The organism is Tatumella sp. UCD-D_suzukii (assembly GCF_000611875.2).
Taxonomy (GTDB): Bacteria; Pseudomonadota; Gammaproteobacteria; order Enterobacterales; family Enterobacteriaceae; genus Tatumella; species Tatumella ptyseos.
Genome location: NZ_JFJX01000007.1, coordinates 1 through 24231 on the forward strand (window position 1 = coordinate 1; position 24231 = coordinate 24231).

The following is a 24231-nucleotide window of genomic DNA, read 5'->3' on the forward strand; positions in this document are numbered from 1 at the left end:
TGGATCAGGGTAACAACCATTTTGATGTTGTCACCAGGCATTACCATCTCTACGCCTTCCGGCAGTTCGATGGTTCCGGTCACGTCAGTTGTACGGAAGTAGAACTGTGGACGGTAGCCTTTGAAGAACGGAGTATGACGGCCGCCTTCGTCTTTAGACAGAATATAAACTTCTGACTCGAACTGGGTGTGTGGTTTGATTGAACCTGGTTTAGCCAGAACCTGACCACGTTCGATCTCTTCACGCTTGATACCACGCAGCAGAACACCAACGTTCTCACCCGCCTGACCCTGGTCCAGCAGTTTACGGAACATTTCAACACCGGTACAGGTTGATTTCGCAGTATCTTTGATACCAACGATCTCAACTTCTTCACCGACTTTGATGATCCCGCGCTCTACACGACCGGTAACAACTGTACCACGACCGGAGATTGAGAATACGTCTTCGATTGGCAGCAGGAACGGCTGATCGATAGCACGCTCTGGCTCAGGGATGTAAGAATCCAGGAAGCCAGCCAGCTCCAGAATCTTCTCTTCCCACTCGCCTTCACCTTCCAGTGCTTTCAGCGCTGAACCGCGAACGATTGGCGTGTCGTCACCTGGGAAGTCGTACTGTGACAGCAGGTCACGGACTTCCATTTCTACCAGTTCCAGCAGCTCTTCATCATCAACCATGTCACATTTGTTCAGGAACACGATGATGTAAGGAACGCCTACCTGGCGGCCCAGCAGGATGTGCTCACGGGTCTGAGGCATAGGGCCGTCAGTTGCAGCAACAACCAGGATAGCGCCGTCCATCTGTGCAGCACCGGTGATCATGTTTTTAACGTAGTCGGCGTGGCCCGGGCAGTCAACGTGTGCATAGTGACGGGTCGGGGTTTCGTATTCTACGTGTGAAGTATTGATGGTAATACCACGTGCTTTTTCTTCTGGCGCGTTATCGATCTGCGCGAAGTCACGTGCAGCACCGCCGTAGTGTTTAGCCAGTACGGTAGTGATTGCTGCAGTCAGAGTGGTTTTACCNCCAGCAGGATGTGCTCACGGGTCTGAGGCATAGGGCCGTCAGTTGCAGCAACAACCAGGATAGCGCCGTCCATCTGTGCAGCACCGGTGATCATGTTTTTAACGTAGTCGGCGTGGCCCGGGCAGTCAACGTGTGCATAGTGACGGGTCGGGGTTTCGTATTCTACGTGTGAAGTATTGATGGTAATACCACGTGCTTTTTCTTCTGGCGCGTTATCGATCTGCGCGAAGTCACGTGCAGCACCGCCGTAGTGTTTAGCCAGTACGGTAGTGATTGCTGCAGTCAGAGTGGTTTTACCATGGTCAACGTGGCCGATAGTACCGACGTTAACGTGTGGTTTGTTACGTTGAAATTGCTCTTTCGCCATGGCGATATTCCTTACGTTATGCCTTCATCATCCGATGAAGGCATCTGTTCAAAATTAAACCGTGGTATTATTTACCACGAGCTTCAATAACGGCCTGCGCAACGTTGTTTGGCGCATCGTCATACTTCAGGAACTCCATGGAGTAAGAAGCACGACCTTTGGTCAGTGAACGCAGCTGAGTTGCATATCCGAACATTTCAGACAGCGGAACTTCTGCGTGAATCTCAACGCCAGTTGCGTTGGATTCCTGCCCTTTAAGCATACCACGACGTCTGCTCAGGTCACCGATGACATCACCGGTGTTTTCTTCCGGAGTTTCAACTTCAACCTTCATGATTGGCTCAAGCAGAACCGGAGTTGCTTTCTTAAAGCCATCTTTAAAGGCGAGAGAAGCCGCCAGTTTAAACGCCAGCTCAGAGGAGTCAACGTCATGGTAAGAACCAAAGTGCAGACGAACACCCAGATCAACTACCGGGTAACCCGCCAGTGGACCTGATTTCAGCTGCTCCTGGATACCTTTATCAACCGCAGGGATGTATTCCGTAGGGATTACACCACCTTTGATGTCGTTGATAAATTCGTAACCATCCGGGTTCTTACCTGGCTCCAGCGGGTACATGTCGATAACAACATGACCATACTGACCACGACCACCAGACTGCTTGGCGTGTTTACCTTCGATATCGGTGACTTTAGCGCGGATAGCTTCACGGTAAGCTACCTGTGGTTTACCCACGTTCGCTTCAACGTTAAATTCACGCTTCATACGGTCAACGATGATATCCAGGTGCAACTCACCCATACCAGCGATGATAGTCTGGTTAGATTCTTCATCAGTCCATACGCGGAAAGATGGATCTTCTTTAGCCAGACGACCCAGAGCCAGACCCATTTTTTCCTGGTCAGCTTTGGTTTTTGGTTCAACGGCGATAGAGATTACCGGCTCTGGGAATTCCATACGCTCCAGGATGATTGGCGCGCTTGGATCACACAGGGTATCACCAGTAATAACATCTTTCAGACCGATAGCTGCGGCGATATCGCCCGCACGAACTTCGCTGATTTCTTCACGCTTGTTAGCGTGCATCTGAACGATACGGCCGAAACGCTCACGTGCAGATTTCACTGAGTTCAGTACGGTGTCACCGGAGTTAACAATACCGGAATAGACACGGAAGAACGTCAGGTTACCTACGAACGGGTCGTTAGCAATTTTAAATGCCAGTGCTGAGAACGGTTCGTTATCATCAGCGTGACGCTCTGCAGGAGTATCTTTACCGTCATCCAGCATACCTTTAATCGCAGGTACGTCAGTCGGAGATGGCAGGTACTCGATAACAGCATCCAGCATCGCCTGAACACCTTTGTTCTTAAATGCAGAACCACAGGTAACCAGGATGATTTCGTTGTTCAGAACGCGCTGACGCAGAGCTTGTTTAATCTCTTCTTCAGTCAGTTCTTCACCGCCGAGGTATTTCTCCATCAGCTCTTCAGAAGCTTCTGCGGCGGCTTCAACCAGGTTCTGGTGCCACTCGTCAGCCAGTTCGACCAGATCAGCAGGGATTTCTTCGTATTCGAAGGTCACACCCGCGTCTGCTTCGTTCCAGTTGATGGCTTTCATTTTCACCAGGTCAACAACACCGGTGAAGCCTTCTTCTGCACCGATTGCCAGCTGCAATGGAACAGGGTTAGCACCCAGACGGCTTTTGATCTGGCCAACAACTTTCAGGAAGTTCGCACCCATACGGTCCATTTTGTTAACGAACGCGATACGTGGAACTTTATATTTGTTCGCCTGACGCCATACAGTCTCAGACTGAGGCTGAACGCCGCCGACCGCGCAGTAAACCATTACTGCACCATCCAGAACACGCATTGAACGCTCTACTTCGATAGTAAAGTCAACGTGTCCCGGGGTATCAATGATATTGACGCGGTGTGGTTCAAATTGTTTTGCCATACCAGACCAGAAAGCGGTGGTAGCAGCGGAGGTGATAGTAATACCACGTTCCTGCTCCTGAGCCATCCAGTCCATGGTTGCAGCACCATCATGTACTTCACCGATTTTATGGTTTACACCGGTGTAGAACAGGATACGCTCGGTAGTTGTAGTTTTACCGGCGTCGATGTGTGCACTGATACCAATGTTACGGTAGCGGGCAATGGGTGTTGTACGAGCCATTTGATTCCTCTGATTCTCGGACGTTCATTGTAAGTAAACCACGGCGGGTTTGCTTCAGAAGCGTCCGCCGGGTTAACAACTACACCGTGGTGATTACCAGCGGTAGTGAGCGAACGCCTTGTTGGCTTCAGCCATACGGTGAACGTCTTCACGTTTCTTAACTGCAGTACCTTTGTTTTCTGCAGCATCAGAAAGTTCGTTCGCCAGGCGTAAAGCCATAGATTTATCACCGCGTTTACGAGCAGCTTCTACGATCCAACGCATTGCCAGAGCATTACGACGAACCGGACGGACTTCAACCGGAACCTGATAAGTAGAACCACCGACACGGCGGGATTTAACTTCTACTGTAGGACGCACGTTTTCGAGAGCTACATCGAATGCTTCCAGTTCAGATTTACCAGAGCGCTGAGCCAGGGTCTCAAGCGCAGTATAAACGATAGATTCTGCAGTAGATTTTTTACCGTCTACCATCAGAATGTTTACAAATTTGGCCAGTAATTCAGATCCGAACTTAGGATCTGGCAGGATTTTACGTTGACCAATAACACGACGACGTGGCATGGAAATTCTCCGTTGATAATTCAGGATTGTCCAAAACTCTACGAGTTTATTCTGACATTTATATTAAAACGTTTGGCCTTACTTAACGGAGTTCCATTAAGCCTTTGGCTTCTTCACACCGTACTTAGAACGCGCTTGCTTACGGTCTTTAACACCTGAACAGTCAAGTGCACCGCGAACAGTGTGGTAACGCACACCTGGCAAGTCTTTTACACGACCGCCACGGATCAGGATCACGGAGTGTTCCTGCAGGTTATGACCTTCACCACCGATGTACGAAGTCACTTCGAAACCGTTGGTCAGGCGAACACGACATACTTTACGCAGTGCGGAGTTCGGTTTTTTAGGAGTGGTAGTATATACACGAGTACAAACACCACGTTTCTGCGGGCAGGCTTCCAGCGCAGGCACGTTGCTTTTTGCAACTTTGCGTACGCGTGGTTTGCGAACCAGCTGGTTAACTGTTGCCATTAAATAGCTCCTGGATTTAGCTTTTGCTTCGTAAACACGTAATAAATCGCCTCGTATTTCTACGAGGACGCAGAATTTTAGGGCCACGTCTAAAAGGTGTCAAGAAATAACCAATACTTCTGTGCTACCAGACGAGCTGTTGTGGGTGACGAATCGTCAATTCAACGAATCCATTATAGCCTACTTTGCACATGTTGGCTGAAATTTGTTCAGTCAGCCCGCGCGCCAGAAGGTCTTCCTCTAACACATAAATTGTTGCCGGTGACTGCAGTAGCATTTTCGCGAAAGGGTTACCTTCAAGGGCCGCCAGCACGCCATCCTGCAATAATAGCACGTCATCATCTTCGCTCAGCAATGAGATACGTCCCGCAATATCACTCTGCCAGGGCGAATGCATTAATGTATGTAACATCAGTCGTTTTATCTCAGAAGGTGACGATTCTGTCATAGTCATTCAGACAACGTCGTAATGCCATAGGTTCCAGGATTTCCGCATCCAGTATCCATGGGGTATCCACAGGGATCCCACGGATATCCAGTGAGGCTTTACACAAATAGCATTGCTCAATGTCGTAAAGTGATAATACGCCAAATGTTGCCGCGTAATGTCGTGACAGAATATTTTCAGGCTGCTGGCCCGGGAATAACTGCAGAACACCGTCTCCCAGAAAAAAAACTCCGCACTGATCATTCAGAGCGGCGGTGGCCAGCAAGGCATCAAGACCTTCCCGCCCTGCACTGCTCCCATGAGGAGCAGAGGTAAAAATAAAGGCAACACGATTCATCAGAACTGTACCAGCCGATCACAGGTTAATGCGGCTTCAGCAAAAGCGCCAAGGCCTGCCAGCAAAAATCCCTGTTGCAGATTCGCAACAGGTAACTGTAACCGGGCCGCTTCTGCGGAATCAACGACGCCGCGCCGAAGCGCTGCAGCAACGCAGATATGTAACCCGATACCATGTTGCTCCTGTAACTTCTGCCATTCCCGCACAATATCCAGCTCATCACTGGCAGGCGCGGTCAGCAGGTTGGCATTCTGAACACCCTCACGATAGAAGAAAACACTGTCCAGATGCTGGCCGGCCGCCAGGAGCGCGCGGGCAAACAGGAGTGCACTGGTCGATTGCTGCGTCCCGTAAGGCGCACCGGTCACCAGCAATGCATAATGCATCAGCGATCGCCTCCCTGATACTCACCGTTTTTAAACTGCCGGATATAGAGATAAACCGTATGCTTGGAGATATCCAGACGGTCAGCGACCTGATTAATGGCATCTTTGATATCGAAAATACCTTTTTCGTACAGGTTCAACACGATCTGTCTGTTCTTCGCATTATTTGCGACATTTCGATCGTTAGTGACTTCTTCTATCGTGAACTCCAATGTCTGAGCCACCAGATCATCTACTGAACTGGCGAAATTCACGCTTGAATCTACCTGATGTAGCTCCGGAGGCATAAACGTTGACATTATCTGAGAGAACGGCACATCCAGATTCATGTTAATACACAATAAACCGATGACCCGCTGCTCCCGATTTCGGATAGCAATGGTCACCGATTTCATCAATACCCCGCTTTTCGCACGGGTAAAGTAGGCGCGGGAAACATTACTGTCCTCACCCTGCAGGTCATGCAACATCCGCAGAGCCAAATCAGTAATGGGTGAACCGACCTGTCTGCCGGTATGCTCGCCATTTGCAATACGAATGGCAGAGCACGTCAGGTTATCCAGAGAATGCAGCACAATCTCACAGTGTGAACCAATCAACATTGCCAGACCATCGACGACGGATTCGTAGGATTTCAGGATCTCGTAGTCTGACGGTTCAAAAGATGGATGCTCCGGGATTTCATAAACGGAAGCATCGCCAGGATTAAAAGGATTAGACATCACAGATATTACCCTACATAGCAGGAGCCTGTCATAAGCACTGCCGGGCAGACTCAAATAGTAAAAACATCAGAAGGGTCAGTCTGGCAAATGTCGATGACATAAACCAGCGTTTTTATTCTACGCGGGGAGAAGACACCGCCGCAGAGCGCGGCGGTGCAAGGTATTACTGGGCTGCTTTAGTCTGGCTGTCTGCTGTCGGTGCTTTGGCCGCATCGTCAGTTTTTGGTGCCTGTTTCACATCCAGTAATTCAACCTGGAATACTAAGGTTGAATTTGGCGGGATACCCGGAACACCATTCTGGCCGTAAGCTAAGTCTGGCGGGATAACCAGCTCAATTTTACCGCCTTTCTTCACGTGTTTCAGACCTTCGGTCCAGCCCGGGATCACACCGTCAAGACGGAATGTCAGAGGCTCACCACGCTTGTAAGAGTTATCAAACTCAGTACCGTTGACCAGAGTCCCTTTGTAGTTAACGACAACAGTATCACTGTCGACCGGGGCCGGACCCGTACCTTCTTTCTCTACTTTGTACAGCAGGCCGCTGGCGGTTTTCTTCACGCCGCTTTCTTTTGCAAATTTCGCTGCGAATGCATCACCTTTCTCTGCATTCTCTTTCGCGTCTTGTTCCATTTTAGCCTGAGCTGCCGCTTTTACTTTAGTTTCAAACCCTTTCAGGGTTTGTTCAATTTCAGCATCGGATAATTTGCTCTTACCTGCAAATGCGTCCTGTACACCGGCAATCAGGAGTTTTTTGTCAAGCTTGATACCAAGCTTCTCTTGTTCCTTCAGAGAGTTGTCCATGTAACGACCCAGAGAGGCTCCCAGTGCATAGGCCGATTGCTGAGACTGATCTTTAAATGCAGCATTGGTCGGAGTCTGTTCTGTGGTGGTGGTTGCTGAGGTTGCAGCCATAACTGCAGGTGCATTCAGCGCAACAGCCAGGGTGGTCGCTAACAATGAGACTTTAAACAATGATTTCATCCATATCTCCCAACCGAAGTCTCTGACCCCGGTGATTGTTGTGTTTTAATTGCTCACACTATAACGGTATATGACAGGGTTACCACTGCCATCACAATGATTCTCTGTTAACTTCCGACCTTTTTTGCATCAGGAAGTTTCATTGATTATTGGGATATAAGAGTAAATTTCAAGGTTACCGCGTGGCTGACCTGCAAAATTCAGGCGATTTCCCTCCACCGGGACTCGAATAAAATGCCGAGATCGCGCATCATGGCGCGCAAAGAGACAGTGAGGAAAACTAATGCAGATAACCGAATGGGAAAAACATCTGGAAGCGCTTGAAAGCAAAATTGCTTTTCAGGAGCTGACTATTGAAGAACTGAACCAGACTGTGGTCAGGCATGAACTTGAAATGGCAAGATTACGTGAACAGTTCCGTTTATTAGCGGATAAGCTTAAAACAGCGGCACCGTCACTGCTGGCTTCACAATCTGAAGAGACACCGCCTCCTCACTATTGAGAGGCTCAACATAAAGCCGCTCGTCAGCGGCTTTATGTCTCAGGACAGCTTAGTGGTGGCAGCCACAGCCGCCAGTCCCGCAACCTTCCTGACCATGTTCATGGTCGTGGCCATGATCATGGCCATTTTCGCCGTGGACATGCCCGTGAGCCAGTTCTTCCGCCGTCGCTTCGCGAATAGCAATGACTTCGACATTAAAGCTCAGGTTCTGGCCTGCCAGCATATGGTTACCATCAACCACAACATAATCATCACCGACTTCGGTGATTTCTACCGGTACCGGACCCTGATCGGTCTCAGCCAGGAAGCGCATGCCTACCTGCAGTTCATCAACACCGACAAAAACATCTTTCGGTACGCGCTGAACCAGATTGTCATCATACTGACCATAAGCATCGTTGGCCGGGATGTTAACGTCAAACTTATCACCTGCTTCATGGTTTTCCAGTGCTTTTTCCAGACCAGAAATCAGGGAACCATGACCGTGCAGGTAATCCAGCGGTGCATTTGCAGGGGATTCATCAACTAATACCCCATCTTCTGTACGTACCTGATAAGCAAGGCTGACAACCAGGTCTTTTGCTACTTTCATGATATCTCCTAACCGTTGAGAGCTATATTCCCGTCTCATTGGTCTATTTTTGCCTGCAATAACACCAACCAGAAAGGTCCTGACCGGGAAAAACATAAACTGATTTCCTCTCCGGTCTTAGTGGTGGCAATTGTAACGAAATTCAATCCCCCTGTAAGTTACCGGGGAAAAAAAACCTGATACCCGCCTATTCAGGAGTAAACACCCCTATAATTTTACCAGGTCCCGCGTGTTTATCCGGCAACCGTTTATCCGCTTCACGCATCTGATGACCACATTTGACACATTCCACGACATCTACATTATTTTCACGCCACATCGCCAGCGTATCGGTTTGCTGACAGTGCGGGCAAACGGCCCCGGCTATAAATCGTTTCGCCATCCTGCACTCCTGTCTTTTGAAAGCCCCTCGATAGCACTCTCACAGGGGAGGGTTATTCAAACTCATCCCAGCCATCCAGCTGTTGCTTTTCCTGCTGCATTTCACGGTTGAAGATGTCTTCCAGCTCACGACGGGCTTCCCGGACACGGGAGATTTGTCCGCTATCATCATGATTTGGCATCAGTTCTCGTAACATACGCATATCCAGACGACGGAAATGCAGCTGCGCCCGCATTGCCTGATGAGGATGCATCCCCACTGAGACCAGCGTTTTACGGCCAAGCTCCAGCGCACTGGAGAAGGTTTCGCGGCTGAACTGCGTCACCCCTGCCTGCAGGAATTCGTGTGCTTCTACACGTCCGCGGGCGCGGGCAAGAATTTTCAGGTGCGGGAAATGGTGCTGGCACAGCTGAACAATCGCCATCGCATCTTCCGGATCATTACAGGTGATGACGATGGACTCGGCCCCCTCTGCACCGGCTGCCCGCAACAGTTCCAGTTCCGTCGCATCGCCATAATAGACTTTATAACCGTACTTACGCATCAGACTGACGGCGCTGATATCCTGTTCCAGGACCGTTATCCGTGTATTATTTGCCATCAGCAGACGGCCAACAACCTGGCCGAAACGACCAAAGCCCACCACGATCACTTGCGGCTGATCATCCTCAACATAGTGCTTTTCACCGTGGTCATCCTTTGAGTTATTGAAGCGACGAATCAATATCTTATCGATACCCTGCATCAGTAACGGTGTCGTCATCATCGATAACGTCACGGTCACGAGTAACATAGGCAGTTGTTCGCCGGTAAAAAGATGCACCGAGGATGCCGCCGAAAAGAGGACAAACGCAAATTCTCCGCCCTGACTCAATACCCCCGCAAACTGCAAACGCTCCGAACTGCGTAAGCCATACACGCGGGCCAGGATGTACAGAACCAGCGTTTTGACAGCAACCAGCACCAGTACGGCGATAATCACCTCAACAATGTGGGTGTAGAGCACGCCAAGATTGAGTGCCATACCGACCGAGATAAAGAATAGCCCCAGCAACAGTCCTTTAAAGGGATCAATCGCGACCTCAAGCTCATGCCGGTATTCACTTTCGGCCAGCAGGATACCTGCGATAAAGGTCCCGAGCGCCATCGACAGTCCCAGCGCATCCATAAACAACGCCGAACCGATCACCAATAATAATGCCGCCGCCGTAAAAACCTCACGCACTGCCGAACCGGCAATAAAGCGGAAAATCGGACGCAGCAGGAAGCGGCCGCCAATCAGCATGCCCGCAAATGCCAGCACCTTCATGCCTACTTTTATCCAGTCCGTCGCCTGTCCGCCATCACTGCCACCGGCCAGAAGCGGCACCAGAGCCAAAGCCGGGATCACCGCCAAATCCTGGAACAGCAGGACAGAAAATCCCAGCTGACCGGACTCACTACGGTTCATTCCTTTATCGCGCATCAGCTGAATAGCCATCGCGGTAGAGGACATCGCCAATCCGATACCGCCGATGACCGCGCTCTGCCATGAAAAGTTTGTCAGCCAGAGCAGCCCGCCCAGAATTGCCGCCGAAAAGATGACCTGGGCCGCACCGACCCCAAAAATAGAGCGCCGGAGTTGCCAGAGTTTGGCCGGGTTCAGTTCCAGACCGATGATAAACATCAGAAAAACTACACCCAGTTCCGAGAAATGCAGTATTTCGTCGACATCACTGATAAGCCCGACACCCCAGGGGCCTATAGCAATCCCCGCGAGCAGATAGCCCAGTACCGCGCCAATACCCAATCGGGCAGCAATAGGGACAGCAATGACCGCTGCCCCAAGATAAATTACACCCGCAGTTAACAGGCCAGGTCCCTGCATTAAATTACCCCCTGTGGTAATGGCTGGGCTAACCAGTCGCTGTAAGCACTGGCATACGTTGTCATCGCCTTGCCCGTCTGGCGCCTGGCGGAATAAATAATCATCGGTGTTAACCAATGCATACGACAGGCCTGTGCTGTCAGTTCAAAGGGCCGCATAATATCGCTCATCGGATACCTGTTCAGGCCGTGCTGGTGATACGCGGTTTCCGGCTCACCGGTCGTGATCACACTTCGCCAGTACTTGCCAGCTAATGCCTGCTCACCGTGACCGATCGCAAATCCACGGGTCAGCACCCGATCGAACCACTCTTTCAGTAACGCAGGACAGCTATAAGTATAGAGTGGATGCTGGAAAATGATGATGTCATGTTCCCGTAACAGTTGCTGCTCGTAATGAATATCTATAAAAAAATCAGGATAAAATGCGTAAAGGTCATGCACAGTGACGTTTTCCTGACGTTGTGCAGTTTTCAGCAGGATCCGGTTAGCGACTGATTCCTGTGATTCAGGATGGGCATAAAGCAGCAGGATTTTGGGCTGTGTCGACATTGTTCCCCTCCAAATCATCGTCACGGATAACTATTTCAGCTACCATGCAGCACATAACGAAATTTTCTGTTTAATCATTAGTTCACTTTAGCTGATAATTTAACATATTCTGACGAAACGGCGCTTATGATTGTCTTTTCTTCGCTACAAATACGACGCGGTACCCGCGTGCTACTGGACAATGCTTCCGCCACCATCAATCCCGGGCAAAAAGTTGGCCTGGTCGGGAAGAATGGCTGCGGAAAATCCACACTTTTATCCCTTCTGAAAGGGGAAACTACCAGTGATGCCGGAAATGTCAGTTTTCCTGCAAACTGGGCTCTGGCCTGGGTAAATCAGGAAACTCCGGCCCTGGATCAGCCAGCGATCGAGTATGTCATCGACGGTGACCGGGAATTCCGCCATCTGGAATCGCAGCTGGCTCAGGCCAATGCAGAAAATGACGGAAACCGTATTGCGCTGCTGCATGCACAGCTTGATACCGTTCAGGCCTGGACAATTCAGGCCCGTGCTGCCAGTCTGCTAAATGGGCTGGGATTTACCCAACAGCAATTACAGGCTCCGGTAAAAGATTTTTCGGGGGGCTGGCGTATGCGTCTGAATCTGGCCCAGGCACTGATCTGTCGTTCAGACTTACTGCTTCTTGACGAACCGACAAACCACCTGGATCTCGATGCAGTGATCTGGCTCGAACGCTGGCTGAAAAGTTATACCGGCACGCTGATACTGATCTCTCACGATCGCGATTTTCTGGACCCGACTGTCAATAAAATCCTGCATATCGAGCAGGAAAACCTGTTTGAATACACCGGTAATTACAGTGACTTTGAACGGCAGCGAGCCACCAAACTGGCACAGCAACAGTCGCTTTATCAAAGCCAGCAGGCGAAAGTCGCCCATCTGCAACATTATATCGACCGTTTTCGTGCAAAGGCGACAAAAGCCCGTCAGGCCCAAAGCCGGATTAAAATGCTGGAACGCATGGAACTCATTGCCCCGGCACATGTGGATAATCCTTTCAGCTTCAGTTTCTTACCACCGGAGAGCCTGCCCAACCCGTTACTGAAAATGGAAAAAGTCACCGCCGGCTATGATGACCGGGTGATCCTGAATTCCGTAAAACTTAATCTGGTTCCCGGTTCACGCATCGGGTTACTGGGCCGTAACGGCGCAGGGAAATCTACGCTGATTAAGTTGTTAGCCGGTGAGTTATCCCCTCAGCAGGGCGAGGTTGCTCTGGCGAAAGGCATTAAAGCGGGCTATTTCGCACAGCACCAGCTGGAGTACCTGCGTGCAGAGGATTCACCATTACAACACCTGCAGCGTCAGGCCTCTCCTCAGGTCAGCGAACAACAGTTACGGGATTACCTGGGCGGCTTCGGTTTTCAGGGAGATAAAGTTACAGAGATGACACAACGCTTCTCGGGGGGAGAAAAAGCCCGACTGGTGCTGGCGTTGATCGTCTGGGAACGTCCTAACCTGCTATTGCTGGATGAACCGACCAACCATCTCGACCTGGATATGCGTCAGGCACTGACAGAAGCATTAATTGATTATGAAGGGGCTCTGGTCGTCGTTTCGCATGACCGGCATCTTATCCGTGCAACCACTGATGACCTGTATCTGGTCGATGCCGGTAATGTGGATGTATTCGATGGCGATCTCGAAGACTACCAGCAGTGGCTGACAGAACAGCAGAAAAACAGCGTGGTCAAAGAGGCCCCTGCCGCAGCTCAGGGTAATTCCGCCCAGGCACGCAAAGACCAGAAACGTCGTGATGCTGAACTCCGGGCCCTGACACAACCGGTCAGGAAAAAGATAGATAAAATCGAAAAGCAAATGGCGTTATTACAGAATACCCTCAGCGAGAATGAAGCGTTGCTTGGTCAGCAGGAACTGTATGATGCTGCACGCAAAGATGACCTGACCGCTGCCCTGAAAGTACAGGCGGAAAGCCAGTCAGCTCTGGAAACCTGTGAAATGGAGTGGCTGGAACTTCAGGAGCAACTGGAACAGATGCAGTCAGCAGAATAAGGCTGACCCCTTAATTTTTCATGCGTTATAGCCGGTATAGTACCGGCAACATGAGGTTCGCGGTGAGTCAAACGCGATAACCAGGACAGTCACCGGCCACTCACTGCGTAGCCGGTGCTGTTAACAATTCAGCCGATTCGATGAATAAAGACTTGCCTGTCTGCCGGGAAAACAATAAATTTGTCGCCGGGTTTTCAGGGAATATTCTGCATTATCAGCATACGATCCCCTGATATAATGGTTCAGTCAATTGTCTCCGCTGAACCCGGGTCATGACTGCCTGCCGGGCCGATGAGTGTCTAAAGCCAGATCAGAATGACACAGGATGCGGTGAGCAGCCCCATAAAGATATTAAAGATTTTCCATGCCTGCGGGCTTTTAAGCCAGCGGCCAATCATCGTCCCAAAGCCCAGCCAAATGATACCGGCCACAAGGTTGACCAGAAACATCGCGAAACTGATGGCAAGTACAGACGAACGATATTCTGCTCCGGCAAGGCTGAAACTGGCAACTGCGCCTAATGACATCAACCAGGCTTTAGGGTTGATCAACTGCAGCAGACCTCCCTGCCAGAATGGCATGGCTTTCCCTCTGTCCGGAGAAAGGTCTACCTCAAGCACTTCATAAGGGGCACTGCCGATTTTCCATGACAGCCAGAGTAAATAGAGGCTGCCCGCAATTTTGAGCAATAAGTGAAGCGCCGGATAAATCAGAATGAGGCCGCCGATACCAAAAGCGACCAACAGCAGCATGAGTTGCATACCCAGCATGATGCCAAGCATGAGCGGAATACTGCGAAAAAAACCAACGTTGGCGCCGGATGCAGTAAGTAACATATTATTAGGGCCAGGTGTGATCGCGGCAACCCATAGGAAGCCAAGTAGTGAAAGAAATAACCCCATTTCCATGCGTGGCACCTTTCCTGTCTTAGGATGAAATTAAACCGTTTAAATATACAGTGAGTTATGGATCAGACAAGTCCCGACAACATGAATAATTGTCGTATCACAGATGAGCATTTCACACCGATTGCTCAACTGAAAAACCCTCACCTTCAGACGCTCCTGCCCAGGATCCTGAGACGTATTGTCCGGATCAAACCCTGCTGGCAGAGACTGGAATTGCCTGATGGTGATTTTGTCGATCTTGCCTGGAGCGAAGACCCGGAACACGCACGCCACAAGCCCCGAGCCGTGATTTTTCACGGCCTGGAAGGCAGTATTAACAGCCCTTATGCCCATGGCCTGCTTTCTGCGATTAAAAAGCAGGGATGGCTGGGTGTTGTGATGCATTTTCGCGGCTGCGGCAAAGCACCTAATCGCATGACGCAAAGCTATCATTCCGGTGAAATTGGCGATGCCAGCTACTTTTTGCAGTGGTTGCAGGAAACCTACGGAAAAGTGCCCACTGCAGCGATTGGGTTCTCCCTCGGGGGTAATATGCTGGCTTGTCTGATGGGTTCTCAGGGAAGTGACTGTCTGCTGGATGCGGGAGTCATCGTCTCTGCCCCGCTGATGCTTGAGCCCTGCAGTTCTAAACTGGAACAGGGCTTCTCACGCTTTTATCAGTTTTACCTGTTGTCACAGCTGAAGAAGAGTGCCCGCCGGAAAATGAAAGCTTACCCGGAATTACTGTCGGTTTCTCCTGAGCGATTGAAGCAGATCCACCGGTTACGAGACTTTGATGACGAAGTTACCTCGAAAATACACGGTTTTGCCGACGCGACCGACTACTACCGGCGAGCCAGCGGTATGCCGATGCTTTCAGGTGTTGAAAAACCGCTGCTGATTATCCATGCTCAGGATGATCCCTTTATGGTACCGGACGTTATCCCGAACCCGGAGCATCTTTCGCCCAGCATTACCTATCAGCTCAGCCAATATGGCGGGCATGTCGGTTTTGTCAGCGGAACATTAACCCGTCCGGTCATGTGGCTGGAGAAACGGATCCCCCAATGGCTTTCAACCTGGCTGGATAAAAAAGCATGATTATTCCCTGGCAACAACTCAATCCTGAGACGCTGAATAACCTGATCGAATCGTTTGTCCTCCGTGAAGGTACCGATTACGGTGAAGAAGAACGAACGCTGGAGGAAAAAACACAGGATATTCATCGTCAGCTTACGGCCGGTGAAATCGTGGTGGTCTGGTCTGAACTGAACGAATCAGTGTCGTTAATGCAGGCCAGTACCTTCAGACAGAACAGATAAATTCTGCTCACCTGAGTGATGACAGGTCCCGGCAGACATGCTAACAATGCAGTCAGCCGAACGAATTCAGGGAGCACAGCCTAATGTCCGCCAGACATCCAATCATTGCCGTCACAGGCTCTAGCGGGGCCGGAACCACCACCACCAGTCTGGCATTCAGAAAAATCTTCCAGCAGCTGAATATCCGGGCCGCCGAAATTGAGGGGGACAGCTTTCACCGTTATAGTCGCCCGGAAATGGATGTTGCCATACGCAAAGCCAGAGATTCCGGCCGGCATATCAGCTACTTTGGCCCTGAAGCCAACGATTTCGCAATGCTGGAACAGACCTTTGTTGAGTACGGAACTCAGGGAACCGGCCGCTCCCGCAAGTATCTCCATACTTATGATGAAGCTGTGCCCTGGAAGCAGGTACCGGGCACGTTTACGCCCTGGCAACCTCTGCCTGATGATACCGATGTTTTATTTTACGAAGGGTTACATGGCGGAATTGTCACGGATCAGTACAACGTCGCAGATAAAGTGGATCTGATGGTCGGTGTCGTCCCGATTGTCAACCTGGAGTGGATTCAAAAACTGGTCCGGGATACCCGCGAACGTAGCCATTCCCGGGAAGCGGTGATGGACTCAGTGGTTCGCTCCATGGATGATTATGTTAACTACATAACACCGCAATTCTCCCGTACCCATATCAATTTTCAGCGGGTTCCGACCGTCGATACCTCTAACCCATTTGCTGCCAAAACCATCCCTTCATTAGATGAAAGTTTTGTGGTAATTCATTTCCGGGGACTGGAAGCCATTAACTTCCCCTACCTGCTGGCGATGATTCAGGGGTCTTTTATTTCGCACATTAATACACTGGTCGTGCCGGGCGGAAAAATGGGGCTGGCAATGGAGTTAATCATGACACCACTGGTGAAGCGGTTAATGGAAGAAAAGCAGTTTCAGTAGACCGTATTGAGTGCCATGATGGCACTCAATAGGCTTTCAAAGGCTTATCACCTCAAAGCTATGCGTAATTTCCACACCTTTCCCCAGCATCAGTGCCACTGAGCAATACTTATCAGCAGACAATGTGACAGCTCGTTCAACCACAGCATCCGTCAGACTGCGCCCCGTGACGACAAAATGCAGATTAATATGCGTAAACAAACGAGGTGCCTCTTCCCGGCGCTCAGAGGTCAGTTTAACTTCACAGTCCACCACATCCTGACGCCCCTTTTGCAGGATTGAAACCACATCGATGGCGCTGCAACTTCCGGTGGCCATCAGCACCATTTCCATCGGGCTTGGCGCTTTATCGCCCGAGTTTCCATCCATTAATACCTGATGTCCGGAAGCCGATTCTCCGATAAAGCTGAGTCCCTCAACCCATTTTACGCGTGCCTGCATTATGCTTACTCTCTGCTCTGAAAAAACAGGTTTCAGATTACTCCTTCAAAGGATAAACAGCAATCTGCTGGCATTCGTTACAGTCTGAACATACAACAGGAGACAGTTGCGCCAGTGTGTGCTACAAACAAAGAGTGAGACATTTTTTTATCAGATTACAATTATGGTGAAACGGTAGAAAGCTCCGGAACAAAATCTGCTTTTCTGCGGTAATTGCCAATAAAAATACCCTATGACTTCCTTGCCTGGCAGGAGCTTACCCCTGTATTTCCGGCACGATTACAACAGAGGATAAAAGAGAATGGTTCTCGGTAAACCACAAACAGACCCTACACTCGAATGGTTCCTGTCCCATTGTCATATTCATAAGTATCCTTCCAAAAGTACCCTTATCCACCAGGGTGAGAAAGCAGAAACCCTGTACTATATTGTGAAAGGCTCCGTGGCTGTTTTAATTAAAGATGAAGAAGGAAAAGAGATGATCCTTTCTTATCTTAACCAGGGAGATTTCATCGGTGAACTGGGACTTTTTGAAGAAGATCAGGAACGCAGCGCCTGGGTACGTGCCAAAGTGGCATGTGAGGTTGCTGAAATCTCTTATAAAAAATTCCGACAACTCATTCAGGTGAACCCCGAAATTCTGATGCGTTTATCTTCACAGATGGCGCGCCGGTTACAGGTAACGTCCGAAAAAGTCGGTAATCTGGCATTCCTTGATGTCACAGGCCGTATTGCCCAGACATTGCTGAATTTAGCACGTCAGCCTGATGCTATGACCCATCCGGACGGGATGCAGATTAAAATTACCCGCCAGGAAATAGGACAAATTGTCGGCTGTTCACGGGAGACCGTCGGACGAATTCTTAAAATGCTGGAAGATCAGAATCTGATTTCTGCTCACGGCAAGACGATCGTCGTCTACGGGACCCGTTAACTTCCCATCCACACGGTAGCCTGCCGCTACCGTGTTCTGTTTTACTTTTTATCAGCGATTGTATTCGATGTGGCGCCGACTGATTTATCACCCCGAAGTTAACTATGCATTGCGCCAGACACTGGTCGTTTTCCTGCCTGTTCTGATTGGCGGGCTAACAGGCAACCTGCAGAAAGGTTTGCTGTTTTCCCTTATCCCTGCCTGCTGTAATATCGCCGGACTGGATACCCCACACCGCCGTTTCTTTGAGCGAATCGTCCTCGGAGGAATGCTGTTTGCCTTCAGCAGTTTCCTGTTGCAGTGGTTATTACTGCGACATGTTCCGCTACCCTTTATCGTTTTTACCCTGCCCTTATTGATTGGCGTGTGCGGAGAGATAAGCCCCCTGTATGGCCGGCTGTTACCCGGTGCGCTTATCGCCATGACCTTCACACTCAGCCTGACAGGGCGGATGCCTCTCTGGGGGCCACCGTTACTGTATGGCGGCGGAACCCTTTGGTACGGGCTTTTTAACTGGTTCTGGTTCAGATTGTCGAAAGATCAGCCCCTGCGCGAAACGCTCAGTCTGCTCTATCGGGCGCTGGCCAGCTATTGCGAAGATAAATATCACCTGCTGACCACAACAGACCCGACAGACACGGAAAAATCGTTGCCTGCGCTGTTAAACCGGCAGCAAAAAATCGTCGACCTGATCACTACCGCCTACCAGCAGATCCATATGTTGTCTGCCGACAAAAACAGCCGCGAGAAATATCTGATCCGCACCTTTATCATGGCTGAAGATTTACAGGAACATATTTCCGTCACGCTGGGTGAAACGGACGATGTGCGCACATTGATCCAAAAAAGTGGTTCTGCCGCGATCATTAAACAAAACGCCGATGAAATTTGTACGCAGCTGAGGAGTACCGCAGATAATATTCTTTATCATCAAATTCCCGGACATTTTTCAATGGCAGGATCACTGGCAGACTTGCAAAATATTGCCCGTGAACACCCGGATAATCCGGTGGGGTCTTTCTTCGGATATCACTTCTCTAAAATTGCAAAAGTACTGCAGTCACGGGCTCCGCTTTACCGCCGTGATGTAATGGCTGACAGTAAACGCCGGTTACCTTTCCTGAGTGCATTACGCAGTTATCTGTCATTAAAATCGACGGCATTACGCACAGCCGGTCGCTTTTCGGTAATGCTTCTGGTGGCCAGTACCCTTGCGCTGTCGCTGAACATGCCCAAGCCTTATTGGGTACTGATGACCATTATTCTGGTCAGCCAGAACAGTTATAACGCTACCCGTGTGAGGATACAGCACCGGGCCTTAGGGACGTTTGCCGGGCTGATTATTGCCGCGCTTTCCTTACAGCTCGCCACACCGGAACCCGCCATTTTACTGACTATGCTGCTGCTTACCCTGTTCAGCAACCTGTTCTCACGGCAATACTACGGCTGGGCCACTATCGGTACTACCGTGACCGCAGTGTATAGCCTGCAATTGCTCGCACTGAACGGTGCACACTTTCTGGTACCGCGCCTGCTGGATACCCTGCTCGGTTGCCTGATTTCTTTCGCCGGCATGCTGTGGTTATGGCCACAATGGCAGAGTGCCTTACTGAGGCAAAATGCTCAGGATGTCCTGTCCACCTATCAGAAAGCGCTGCAAGTCCTTCTCGGGCCGTCCCCCGGGGCAGAAGAGGCCGAAGCTATCAGGATAAAAGCTAACCAGCAACACAATGCACTGTTCAGCTCCCTGAACCAGGCTATGCAGGAACCGGGCTTTGATACCGAATACCTTAGCGAAATGCACCTCTGGGTGACACACAGTCAGTTTATTGTCGAGCATATCAATGTGCTGACGACGCTTTCACGTGAGCATACGATGCTGACGCCTGATCTGGCGGAAAAGTATTTGCAATCCTGCGAAGTGGCCTTACAGCAATGTCAGCAACGACTCGATTTTCACAGCGAGGAGGATCACAGCAGGAATGTGATGGATGAAGAGATTAAAATTCCTCTGGGGCCGGTTACTATTGTGGAACGACAACTGAACCAGATATTAAGCCATCTGAAGGTGATGCGGACGATTTCCTCCCTGGTCTGGCGTCAGCGCCCTCATCACGGTCAATGGCTGCTCAGCAAAAAAAGCAGCCCTAAGTAAGCCAGGTGACAGCAATACCGCTGTCACCTGACAGCTTCCCGTCTCAGCCAAAAAGTTTTTCTGCGGCGGTGGCTAACCGGGCCATTCCTTCACGAATATCCTGCTCTGAAATGACCAGTGAAGGTGCAAACCGGATCACGCCGTTACCGGCCGTCAGGATCATCACACCTGCATCGGCTGCAGCGTGTAGAAGATCCCGTGCTTTCGGTTTGTACTCATCTTTCAGTTCTGCGCCAATCAGTAACCCTTTACCACGGATTTCGGTAAACAGGGAGAAGCGCTGGTTAATCTTCTCCAGTTCTTCATAAAACCATTGGCGGCGTTGTTCTACGCCCGCAAGGACTTCCGGTGTATTGATGATATCCAGTGCGGTTTCTGCAATCGCACAGGCCAGCGGGTTCCCGCCATAGGTTGTCCCGTGTGTCCCCGGAGTCATTGCAGAAGCGATTTCCTGTGTGGTTAGCATCGCACTGACAGGGAAACCGCCACCCAATGCTTTGGCGGTTGTCAGAATATCCGGTTTCACGCTATAGTGCTCATAAGCGAAAAGTTTACCGCTACGTCCCATCCCGCTCTGAACTTCATCCATCACCAGCAAAGCCTGATGCTGATCGCACAGCTCTCGTAATCCCTGCATAAATTCAGGCGTGGCCGGCGTAATACCCCCTTCGCCCTGAATAGGTTCCAGAACAATCGCACAGGTATGATCATCAATAACAGCTTTTACCGCATCGAGGTCATTAAAAGGGACATGGATAATATCGGCCGGTTTAGGGCCAAAACCGTCGGAATATTTAGGTTGCCCTCCGACCGTGACCGTGAACAACGTCCGGCCATGAAAGGCATGATGGAAGGCAATAATTTTAGTTTTATACGGACTATGGCGGACGGAAGCATAGTAACGGGCTAATTTAAAGGCAGCTTCGTTTGCTTCTGCTCCGGAGTTAGCGAAGAAAACCCGCTCCGCAAAGGTCGCTGAGATAAGTTTGCTGGCTAAACGGAGTGCCGGTTCGTTAGTGAATACATTACTGGTATGCCATAACGTTTCACCCTGCACTTTTAGTGTATTCACCAGCGCCGGGTGACAGTGGCCCAATGCCGTTACTGCAATACCGCCGGAAAAGTCGACATATTCTTTATTCTGTTGATCCCAGACCCGGCTTCCTTTTCCCCTGACCGGAACAAACTGCGCCGGTGCATAAACCGGTAAAATAACCTGATCAAAGGTTTCCCGGGTTACTGCCATATTCTCTTGTGCCATATCCTGCCCCGCCTGATTAATTCACTGACTGATTAAATAATAATCCATAAAATATGCATAAAAAATCACTTAAAGGCAATCTTTAGCCGGCCTGAGTCACAAAATTTTTTAATAATTCCACTCCCTGCTCACTCAGAATACTTTCCGGGTGGAACTGTACCCCTTCCACAGGCAGTGTTTTATGTCTGATAGCCATAATTTCGTCGGGCTCACCGTTCACCTCAGTCCAGGCCGTGATTTCCAGACATTCCGGCAGTGAGGCTTGCTCGGCGATCAGTGAGTGATAACGTGTTACCGTCAGTGGATTATTCAACCGACGGAACACGCCGATACCGCGATGGATAATCGCTGATGTTTTACCATGTATCGGCTGGCGTGCACGGACTACCTTACCACCAAAGACACTGACTATCGCCTGGTGCCCCAGGCAGACCCCGAGAATAGGAATTTTACCAGCAAAATGGCGAATGGCCGCCATAGAAATACCGGACTGATCCGGTGTACATGGTCCGGGAGAAATCACCAGGTGAGTCAGAGGTAATCGGCACATCTCCTCAAGGGTGATCGCATCATTCCGAACAACGCGGACATCCACTCCGGTCAGGCTGAAATACTGAAATAAATTCCAGGTAAAGGAGTCGTAGTTATCGATGAGGAGCAGCATGAAAGTAATCTCTGTCTGGCAGTTACCGGGGAGGTAGCGGATCGCATCAATGCAAATGCACCACTCTCTGCTGACTGTGGCAGAGAATGGTATCGGAGTAAAGTCAGTGCAATAACCCTGTACTCCACTGACCGCATCAGATTATGGTAAGACTTTTGCTGAAGTGATCACAATCGGTTTAGCAGGAACATTTTCGTAAGGACCACTCGACGTGGTAGCCACCTGCGAAATCTTATCCACCACATCCATGCCTTTGACAACGCGACCAAAGACCGCGTACCCGAAATCACGCTGACCGTGATTCAGGAATGCATTATCCGCCACATTAATAAAGAACTGACTGGTTGCACTATCTTTATCCGCAGTACGGGCCATGGCAATGGTGCCACGGACGTTCTGCAAACCATTGTCAGCTTCATTACGGATAGGCGCACCTGCGGTTTTCTGCTGCATATCTGCAGTAAACCCGCCGCCCTGGATCATGAACCCCGGGATCACCCGATGGAAAATAGTATTGTTATAAAAGCCGCTGTTGACGTAGCTGACAAAATTCTTAACGCTCACCGGTGCTTTCTGATCATTAAGATCCAGCTCAATATTACCTGCCGTCGTAGTCAGTAATACATGGGTATCGGCCAGTGCCGATACAGAGACAGAAGAGAGAGCTAACAAAGTGAAAGCTGTCGCCAAAGTACGTTTCAACATAAAAACTCCCTGATTAGATAGATAGTGCAAAAAATCCGACTAATTGTAGTGATATAAACAGGTAAGAACCAGACGTTTACCGGGTGATGGCACGGTTAACCACAGGAAAAAATCACTCTGCCGGGACAAACATTTGAAGAACATCACACATTTAATGCAATAAAGGTATGATTTTGCATTGATTATTTTTGCAGATCACGGTTCACTCTTTACCTGTGCCGTTATAACCAGTATTTCTCTTCTTATTAGGGTGTCGACAATGACAAAGACCAACAGAATTGGCCTGACCTGGATTAGTTTTTTTTCTTATGCACTAACGGGTGCATTAGTTATCGTGACAGGGATGGTCATGGATAATATTGCCCGGTACTTTAATGTGCCGGTGTCCAGTATGAGTAATACGTTCACTTTTCTTAATGCGGGGATCCTGGCCGCTATTTTCCTGAATGCCTGGCTGATGGAAATTATCCCTCTGAAACGCCAGCTGATTTTTGGCTTTATCCTGATGTTGCTGGCAATTGCGGGGCTGATTACCGGGCACAGTATTGCAATATTCTCCGTCTGTATGTTTGTCCTGGGTGTGGTTAGCGGTATTACCATGTCGATTGGTACTTTCCTGATCACCCATCTTTATGAAGGCCGTCAGCGCGGTTCGCGCCTGCTGTTCACTGACTCCTTCTTCAGCATGGCCGGAACTCTGTTCCCTATCATCGCGGGTATTCTTCTGGCCCGTCACCTGCCCTGGTACTGGGTATATTGCTGTATCGGACTCATCTACGTGGTTATCTTTGTACTCACACTGATGATGGAATTCCCGGTACTGACCAAAAACAGCGACAAAGAACAGACCGGAAAAGAAAAATGGGGAAGCGGAGTATTCCTGCTGGCACTGGCTGCCCTATGCTACATTCTGGGACAACTGGGCTTTATTTCCTGGGTACCGGAATATGCGACTAAAAACCTAGGTATGCAGATTTCTGATGCCGGCCAACTGGTAGGTAATTTCTGGACGGCTTATATGGTAGGAATGTGGGTGTTCAGTGTCGTACTGCGCTTCTTTGACCTGCAGAAAATTCTGGTGGTGCTCACCGCTCTGGCAACACTGCTGATGTACTGGTTTACTCATGACCAGGCAATCCCGATGCTCCACCTGATTATTATGGCATTAGGTTTCTTCTCAAGTGCCATTTATACCACCATTATTACTTTGGGTTCACAGCAAACCAAAGTGTCATCACCGAAGCTGGTTAACTTTATCCTGACCTGCGGCACTATCGGTACAATGCTGACCTTTGTTGTAACCAGTCCTATCGTAGAACACAGCGGGCCACATGCTGCGCTGCTGACTGCAAATGGTCTGTATGCGGTCGTGTTTATCCTTTGTATCGGCCTGGGATTTGTGACCAGACACCGGCTGCATAGCACATCTGCATCCCGCTAATCATCACTGCGGTTCACTCCGGCGCCGGGATACCGGCGTTATCTGACTAAAA

At 49.9% G+C, this 24231-nt stretch carries 26 protein-coding genes and 1 pseudogene; 8 read left to right on the top strand and 19 right to left on the bottom strand.

Annotation, left to right across the window (positions count from 1 at the left end; all coding sequences use genetic code 11):
- From tuf to fkpA, 10 genes and pseudogenes are all read right to left on the bottom strand, one after another.
- Window positions 1-1037 (bottom strand): annotated as a pseudogene (gene tuf, locus CG67_RS02760) (elongation factor Tu); the annotation flags it as partial.
- On the bottom strand, window positions 1010-1393 hold the full coding sequence (locus CG67_RS17295) for a GTP-binding protein (RefSeq protein ID WP_025901457.1): 384 nt from the start codon (window positions 1391-1393) through the stop codon (window positions 1010-1012). The pseudogene tuf and the gene CG67_RS17295, both read right to left, overlap by 28 nt.
- A 67-nt stretch (window positions 1394-1460) precedes the next feature.
- On the bottom strand, window positions 1461-3575 hold the full coding sequence (gene fusA, locus CG67_RS02765) for an elongation factor G (protein ID WP_025901458.1): 2115 nt from the start codon (window positions 3573-3575) through the stop codon (window positions 1461-1463).
- A gap of 93 nt (window positions 3576-3668) precedes the next feature.
- Window positions 3669-4139, bottom strand: a complete 471-nt coding sequence (rpsG, locus tag CG67_RS02770) for a 30S ribosomal protein S7 (protein ID WP_025901459.1) — start codon at window positions 4137-4139, stop codon at window positions 3669-3671.
- Between the two features lie 96 nt (window positions 4140-4235).
- The gene (rpsL, locus tag CG67_RS02775) at window positions 4236-4610 is read right to left on the bottom strand and encodes a 30S ribosomal protein S12 (protein WP_003852912.1); all 375 of its coding nucleotides are present in this window, start codon (window positions 4608-4610) and stop codon (window positions 4236-4238) included.
- A gap of 124 nt (window positions 4611-4734) precedes the next feature.
- Window positions 4735-5022 (bottom strand): sulfurtransferase complex subunit TusB, encoded by a 288-nt coding sequence (gene tusB, locus CG67_RS02780; protein ID WP_025901460.1) that lies wholly within the window; start codon window positions 5020-5022, stop codon window positions 4735-4737.
- A gap of 13 nt (window positions 5023-5035) precedes the next feature.
- Window positions 5036-5395, bottom strand: coding sequence for a sulfurtransferase complex subunit TusC (gene tusC / locus CG67_RS02785; RefSeq protein ID WP_025901461.1), 360 nt, complete (start codon window positions 5393-5395; stop codon window positions 5036-5038).
- Entirely contained in the window at window positions 5395-5781 is a 387-nt protein-coding gene (tusD, locus tag CG67_RS02790; protein WP_025901462.1) for a sulfurtransferase complex subunit TusD, read from the bottom strand. The genes tusC and tusD overlap by 1 nt, the downstream gene beginning before the upstream one ends.
- Complete coding sequence (locus CG67_RS02795) at window positions 5781-6503, bottom strand: transcriptional regulator (RefSeq protein ID WP_025901463.1); 723 nt, start codon at window positions 6501-6503, stop codon at window positions 5781-5783. The genes tusD and CG67_RS02795 overlap by 1 nt, the downstream gene beginning before the upstream one ends.
- A gap of 166 nt (window positions 6504-6669) precedes the next feature.
- The gene (fkpA, locus tag CG67_RS02800; RefSeq protein ID WP_025901464.1) at window positions 6670-7488 is read right to left on the bottom strand and encodes an FKBP-type peptidyl-prolyl cis-trans isomerase; all 819 of its coding nucleotides are present in this window, start codon (window positions 7486-7488) and stop codon (window positions 6670-6672) included.
- 283 nt (window positions 7489-7771) lie between these two features.
- Between fkpA and CG67_RS02805 the strand changes: the two genes are divergently transcribed.
- Window positions 7772-7990: a SlyX family protein gene (locus CG67_RS02805; RefSeq protein ID WP_025901465.1), complete on the top strand. Its 219-nt coding sequence runs from the start codon at window positions 7772-7774 to the stop codon at window positions 7988-7990.
- A gap of 49 nt (window positions 7991-8039) precedes the next feature.
- Here CG67_RS02805 and slyD read toward each other — a convergent pair whose 3' ends face one another.
- The 4 genes from slyD to kefG form a co-directional block, all read right to left on the bottom strand.
- Window positions 8040-8582, bottom strand: a complete 543-nt coding sequence (gene slyD, locus CG67_RS02810; protein WP_025901466.1) for a peptidylprolyl isomerase — start codon at window positions 8580-8582, stop codon at window positions 8040-8042.
- Window positions 8583-8769: 187 nt separating this feature from the next.
- A complete protein-coding gene (locus CG67_RS02815; protein WP_025901467.1) occupies window positions 8770-8964 on the bottom strand; it encodes a YheV family putative zinc ribbon protein in 195 nt (64 codons plus the stop codon).
- Between the two features lie 52 nt (window positions 8965-9016).
- Window positions 9017-10831, bottom strand: a complete 1815-nt coding sequence (gene kefB / locus CG67_RS02820; protein ID WP_025901468.1) for a glutathione-regulated potassium-efflux system protein KefB — start codon at window positions 10829-10831, stop codon at window positions 9017-9019.
- Window positions 10831-11382, bottom strand: coding sequence for a glutathione-regulated potassium-efflux system ancillary protein KefG (gene kefG, locus CG67_RS02825; protein WP_025901469.1), 552 nt, complete (start codon window positions 11380-11382; stop codon window positions 10831-10833). The genes kefB and kefG overlap by 1 nt, the downstream gene beginning before the upstream one ends.
- A gap of 126 nt (window positions 11383-11508) precedes the next feature.
- Between kefG and CG67_RS02830 the strand changes: the two genes are divergently transcribed.
- Window positions 11509-13416 (top strand): ABC transporter ATP-binding protein, encoded by a 1908-nt coding sequence (locus tag CG67_RS02830; RefSeq protein ID WP_025901470.1) that lies wholly within the window; start codon window positions 11509-11511, stop codon window positions 13414-13416.
- Between the two features lie 299 nt (window positions 13417-13715).
- Here the strand turns inward: CG67_RS02830 and CG67_RS02835 are convergent, their stop codons facing one another.
- Window positions 13716-14324, bottom strand: coding sequence for a LysE family translocator (locus tag CG67_RS02835; protein ID WP_025901471.1), 609 nt, complete (start codon window positions 14322-14324; stop codon window positions 13716-13718).
- Window positions 14325-14381: 57 nt separating this feature from the next.
- On the opposite strand from CG67_RS02835, the gene CG67_RS02840 reads away from it, so the two are divergent.
- The 3 genes from CG67_RS02840 (at window position 14382) to CG67_RS02850 (ending at window position 16578) form a co-directional block, all read left to right on the top strand.
- A complete protein-coding gene (locus CG67_RS02840) occupies window positions 14382-15404 on the top strand; it encodes a hydrolase (RefSeq protein WP_025901472.1) in 1023 nt (340 codons plus the stop codon).
- Entirely contained in the window at window positions 15401-15625 is a 225-nt protein-coding gene (locus CG67_RS02845) for a YheU family protein (protein WP_025901473.1), read from the top strand. Before CG67_RS02840 ends, CG67_RS02845 begins: the two co-directional genes overlap by 4 nt.
- Window positions 15626-15708: 83 nt before the next feature.
- On the top strand, window positions 15709-16578 hold the full coding sequence (locus CG67_RS02850) for a phosphoribulokinase (protein ID WP_025901474.1): 870 nt from the start codon (window positions 15709-15711) through the stop codon (window positions 16576-16578).
- 36 nt (window positions 16579-16614) lie between these two features.
- Here the strand turns inward: CG67_RS02850 and CG67_RS02855 are convergent, their stop codons facing one another.
- Window positions 16615-17019 carry an OsmC family protein gene (locus CG67_RS02855; protein ID WP_025901475.1) on the bottom strand — a complete coding sequence of 135 codons (405 nt, stop codon included), beginning with the start codon at window positions 17017-17019 and terminating at the stop codon, window positions 16615-16617.
- A 301-nt stretch (window positions 17020-17320) separates the two neighbouring features.
- Between CG67_RS02855 and crp the strand changes: the two genes are divergently transcribed.
- Window positions 17321-17953: a cAMP-activated global transcriptional regulator CRP gene (gene crp / locus CG67_RS02860; protein ID WP_025901476.1), complete on the top strand. Its 633-nt coding sequence runs from the start codon at window positions 17321-17323 to the stop codon at window positions 17951-17953.
- A gap of 67 nt (window positions 17954-18020) precedes the next feature.
- A complete protein-coding gene (locus CG67_RS02865) occupies window positions 18021-20108 on the top strand; it encodes a YccS/YhfK family putative transporter (protein ID WP_025901477.1) in 2088 nt (695 codons plus the stop codon).
- Window positions 20109-20151: 43 nt separating this feature from the next.
- Here the strand turns inward: CG67_RS02865 and CG67_RS02870 are convergent, their stop codons facing one another.
- The 3 genes from CG67_RS02870 to ppiA all read right to left on the bottom strand — a co-directional run bounded on the left by CG67_RS02870 (window position 20152) and on the right by ppiA (window position 22738).
- The gene (locus CG67_RS02870; protein WP_025901478.1) at window positions 20152-21369 is read right to left on the bottom strand and encodes an aspartate aminotransferase family protein; all 1218 of its coding nucleotides are present in this window, start codon (window positions 21367-21369) and stop codon (window positions 20152-20154) included.
- Between the two features lie 82 nt (window positions 21370-21451).
- Window positions 21452-22033 (bottom strand): aminodeoxychorismate/anthranilate synthase component II, encoded by a 582-nt coding sequence (locus CG67_RS02875; protein WP_025901479.1) that lies wholly within the window; start codon window positions 22031-22033, stop codon window positions 21452-21454.
- Window positions 22034-22174: 141 nt separating this feature from the next.
- Window positions 22175-22738 (bottom strand): peptidylprolyl isomerase A, encoded by a 564-nt coding sequence (gene ppiA, locus CG67_RS02880; protein WP_025901480.1) that lies wholly within the window; start codon window positions 22736-22738, stop codon window positions 22175-22177.
- Between the two features lie 259 nt (window positions 22739-22997).
- Here ppiA and tsgA point away from each other — a divergent pair, with 259 nt between their 5' ends.
- On the top strand, window positions 22998-24179 hold the full coding sequence (tsgA, locus tag CG67_RS02885) for an MFS transporter TsgA (RefSeq protein ID WP_025901481.1): 1182 nt from the start codon (window positions 22998-23000) through the stop codon (window positions 24177-24179).
- Window positions 24180-24231 lie beyond the last annotated feature (52 nt).

Coding starts and splice junctions, on each gene's coding strand:
- fusA (WP_025901458.1), bottom strand. CDS start 3,575: ATGGCTCGTACAACACCCATTGCCCGCTACCGTAACATTGGTATCAGT.
- rpsG (WP_025901459.1), bottom strand. CDS start 4,139: ATGCCACGTCGTCGTGTTATTGGTCAACGTAAAATCCTGCCAGATCCT.
- rpsL (WP_003852912.1), bottom strand. CDS start 4,610: ATGGCAACAGTTAACCAGCTGGTTCGCAAACCACGCGTACGCAAAGTT.
- tusB (WP_025901460.1), bottom strand. CDS start 5,022: ATGTTACATACATTAATGCATTCGCCCTGGCAGAGTGATATTGCGGGA.
- tusC (WP_025901461.1), bottom strand. CDS start 5,395: ATGAATCGTGTTGCCTTTATTTTTACCTCTGCTCCTCATGGGAGCAGT.
- tusD (WP_025901462.1), bottom strand. CDS start 5,781: ATGCATTATGCATTGCTGGTGACCGGTGCGCCTTACGGGACGCAGCAA.
- CG67_RS02795 (WP_025901463.1), bottom strand. CDS start 6,503: ATGTCTAATCCTTTTAATCCTGGCGATGCTTCCGTTTATGAAATCCCG.
- fkpA (WP_025901464.1), bottom strand. CDS start 7,488: ATGAAATCATTGTTTAAAGTCTCATTGTTAGCGACCACCCTGGCTGTT.
- CG67_RS02805 (WP_025901465.1), top strand. CDS start 7,772: ATGCAGATAACCGAATGGGAAAAACATCTGGAAGCGCTTGAAAGCAAA.
- slyD (WP_025901466.1), bottom strand. CDS start 8,582: ATGAAAGTAGCAAAAGACCTGGTTGTCAGCCTTGCTTATCAGGTACGT.
- CG67_RS02815 (WP_025901467.1), bottom strand. CDS start 8,964: ATGGCGAAACGATTTATAGCCGGGGCCGTTTGCCCGCACTGTCAGCAA.
- kefB (WP_025901468.1), bottom strand. CDS start 10,831: ATGCAGGGACCTGGCCTGTTAACTGCGGGTGTAATTTATCTTGGGGCA.
- kefG (WP_025901469.1), bottom strand. CDS start 11,382: ATGTCGACACAGCCCAAAATCCTGCTGCTTTATGCCCATCCTGAATCA.
- CG67_RS02830 (WP_025901470.1), top strand. CDS start 11,509: ATGATTGTCTTTTCTTCGCTACAAATACGACGCGGTACCCGCGTGCTA.
- CG67_RS02835 (WP_025901471.1), bottom strand. CDS start 14,324: ATGGAAATGGGGTTATTTCTTTCACTACTTGGCTTCCTATGGGTTGCC.
- CG67_RS02840 (WP_025901472.1), top strand. CDS start 14,382: ATGGATCAGACAAGTCCCGACAACATGAATAATTGTCGTATCACAGAT.
- CG67_RS02845 (WP_025901473.1), top strand. CDS start 15,401: ATGATTATTCCCTGGCAACAACTCAATCCTGAGACGCTGAATAACCTG.
- CG67_RS02850 (WP_025901474.1), top strand. CDS start 15,709: ATGTCCGCCAGACATCCAATCATTGCCGTCACAGGCTCTAGCGGGGCC.
- CG67_RS02855 (WP_025901475.1), bottom strand. CDS start 17,019: ATGCAGGCACGCGTAAAATGGGTTGAGGGACTCAGCTTTATCGGAGAA.
- crp (WP_025901476.1), top strand. CDS start 17,321: ATGGTTCTCGGTAAACCACAAACAGACCCTACACTCGAATGGTTCCTG.
- CG67_RS02865 (WP_025901477.1), top strand. CDS start 18,021: ATGTGGCGCCGACTGATTTATCACCCCGAAGTTAACTATGCATTGCGC.
- CG67_RS02870 (WP_025901478.1), bottom strand. CDS start 21,369: ATGGCACAAGAGAATATGGCAGTAACCCGGGAAACCTTTGATCAGGTT.
- CG67_RS02875 (WP_025901479.1), bottom strand. CDS start 22,033: ATGCTGCTCCTCATCGATAACTACGACTCCTTTACCTGGAATTTATTT.
- ppiA (WP_025901480.1), bottom strand. CDS start 22,738: ATGTTGAAACGTACTTTGGCGACAGCTTTCACTTTGTTAGCTCTCTCT.
- tsgA (WP_025901481.1), top strand. CDS start 22,998: ATGACAAAGACCAACAGAATTGGCCTGACCTGGATTAGTTTTTTTTCT.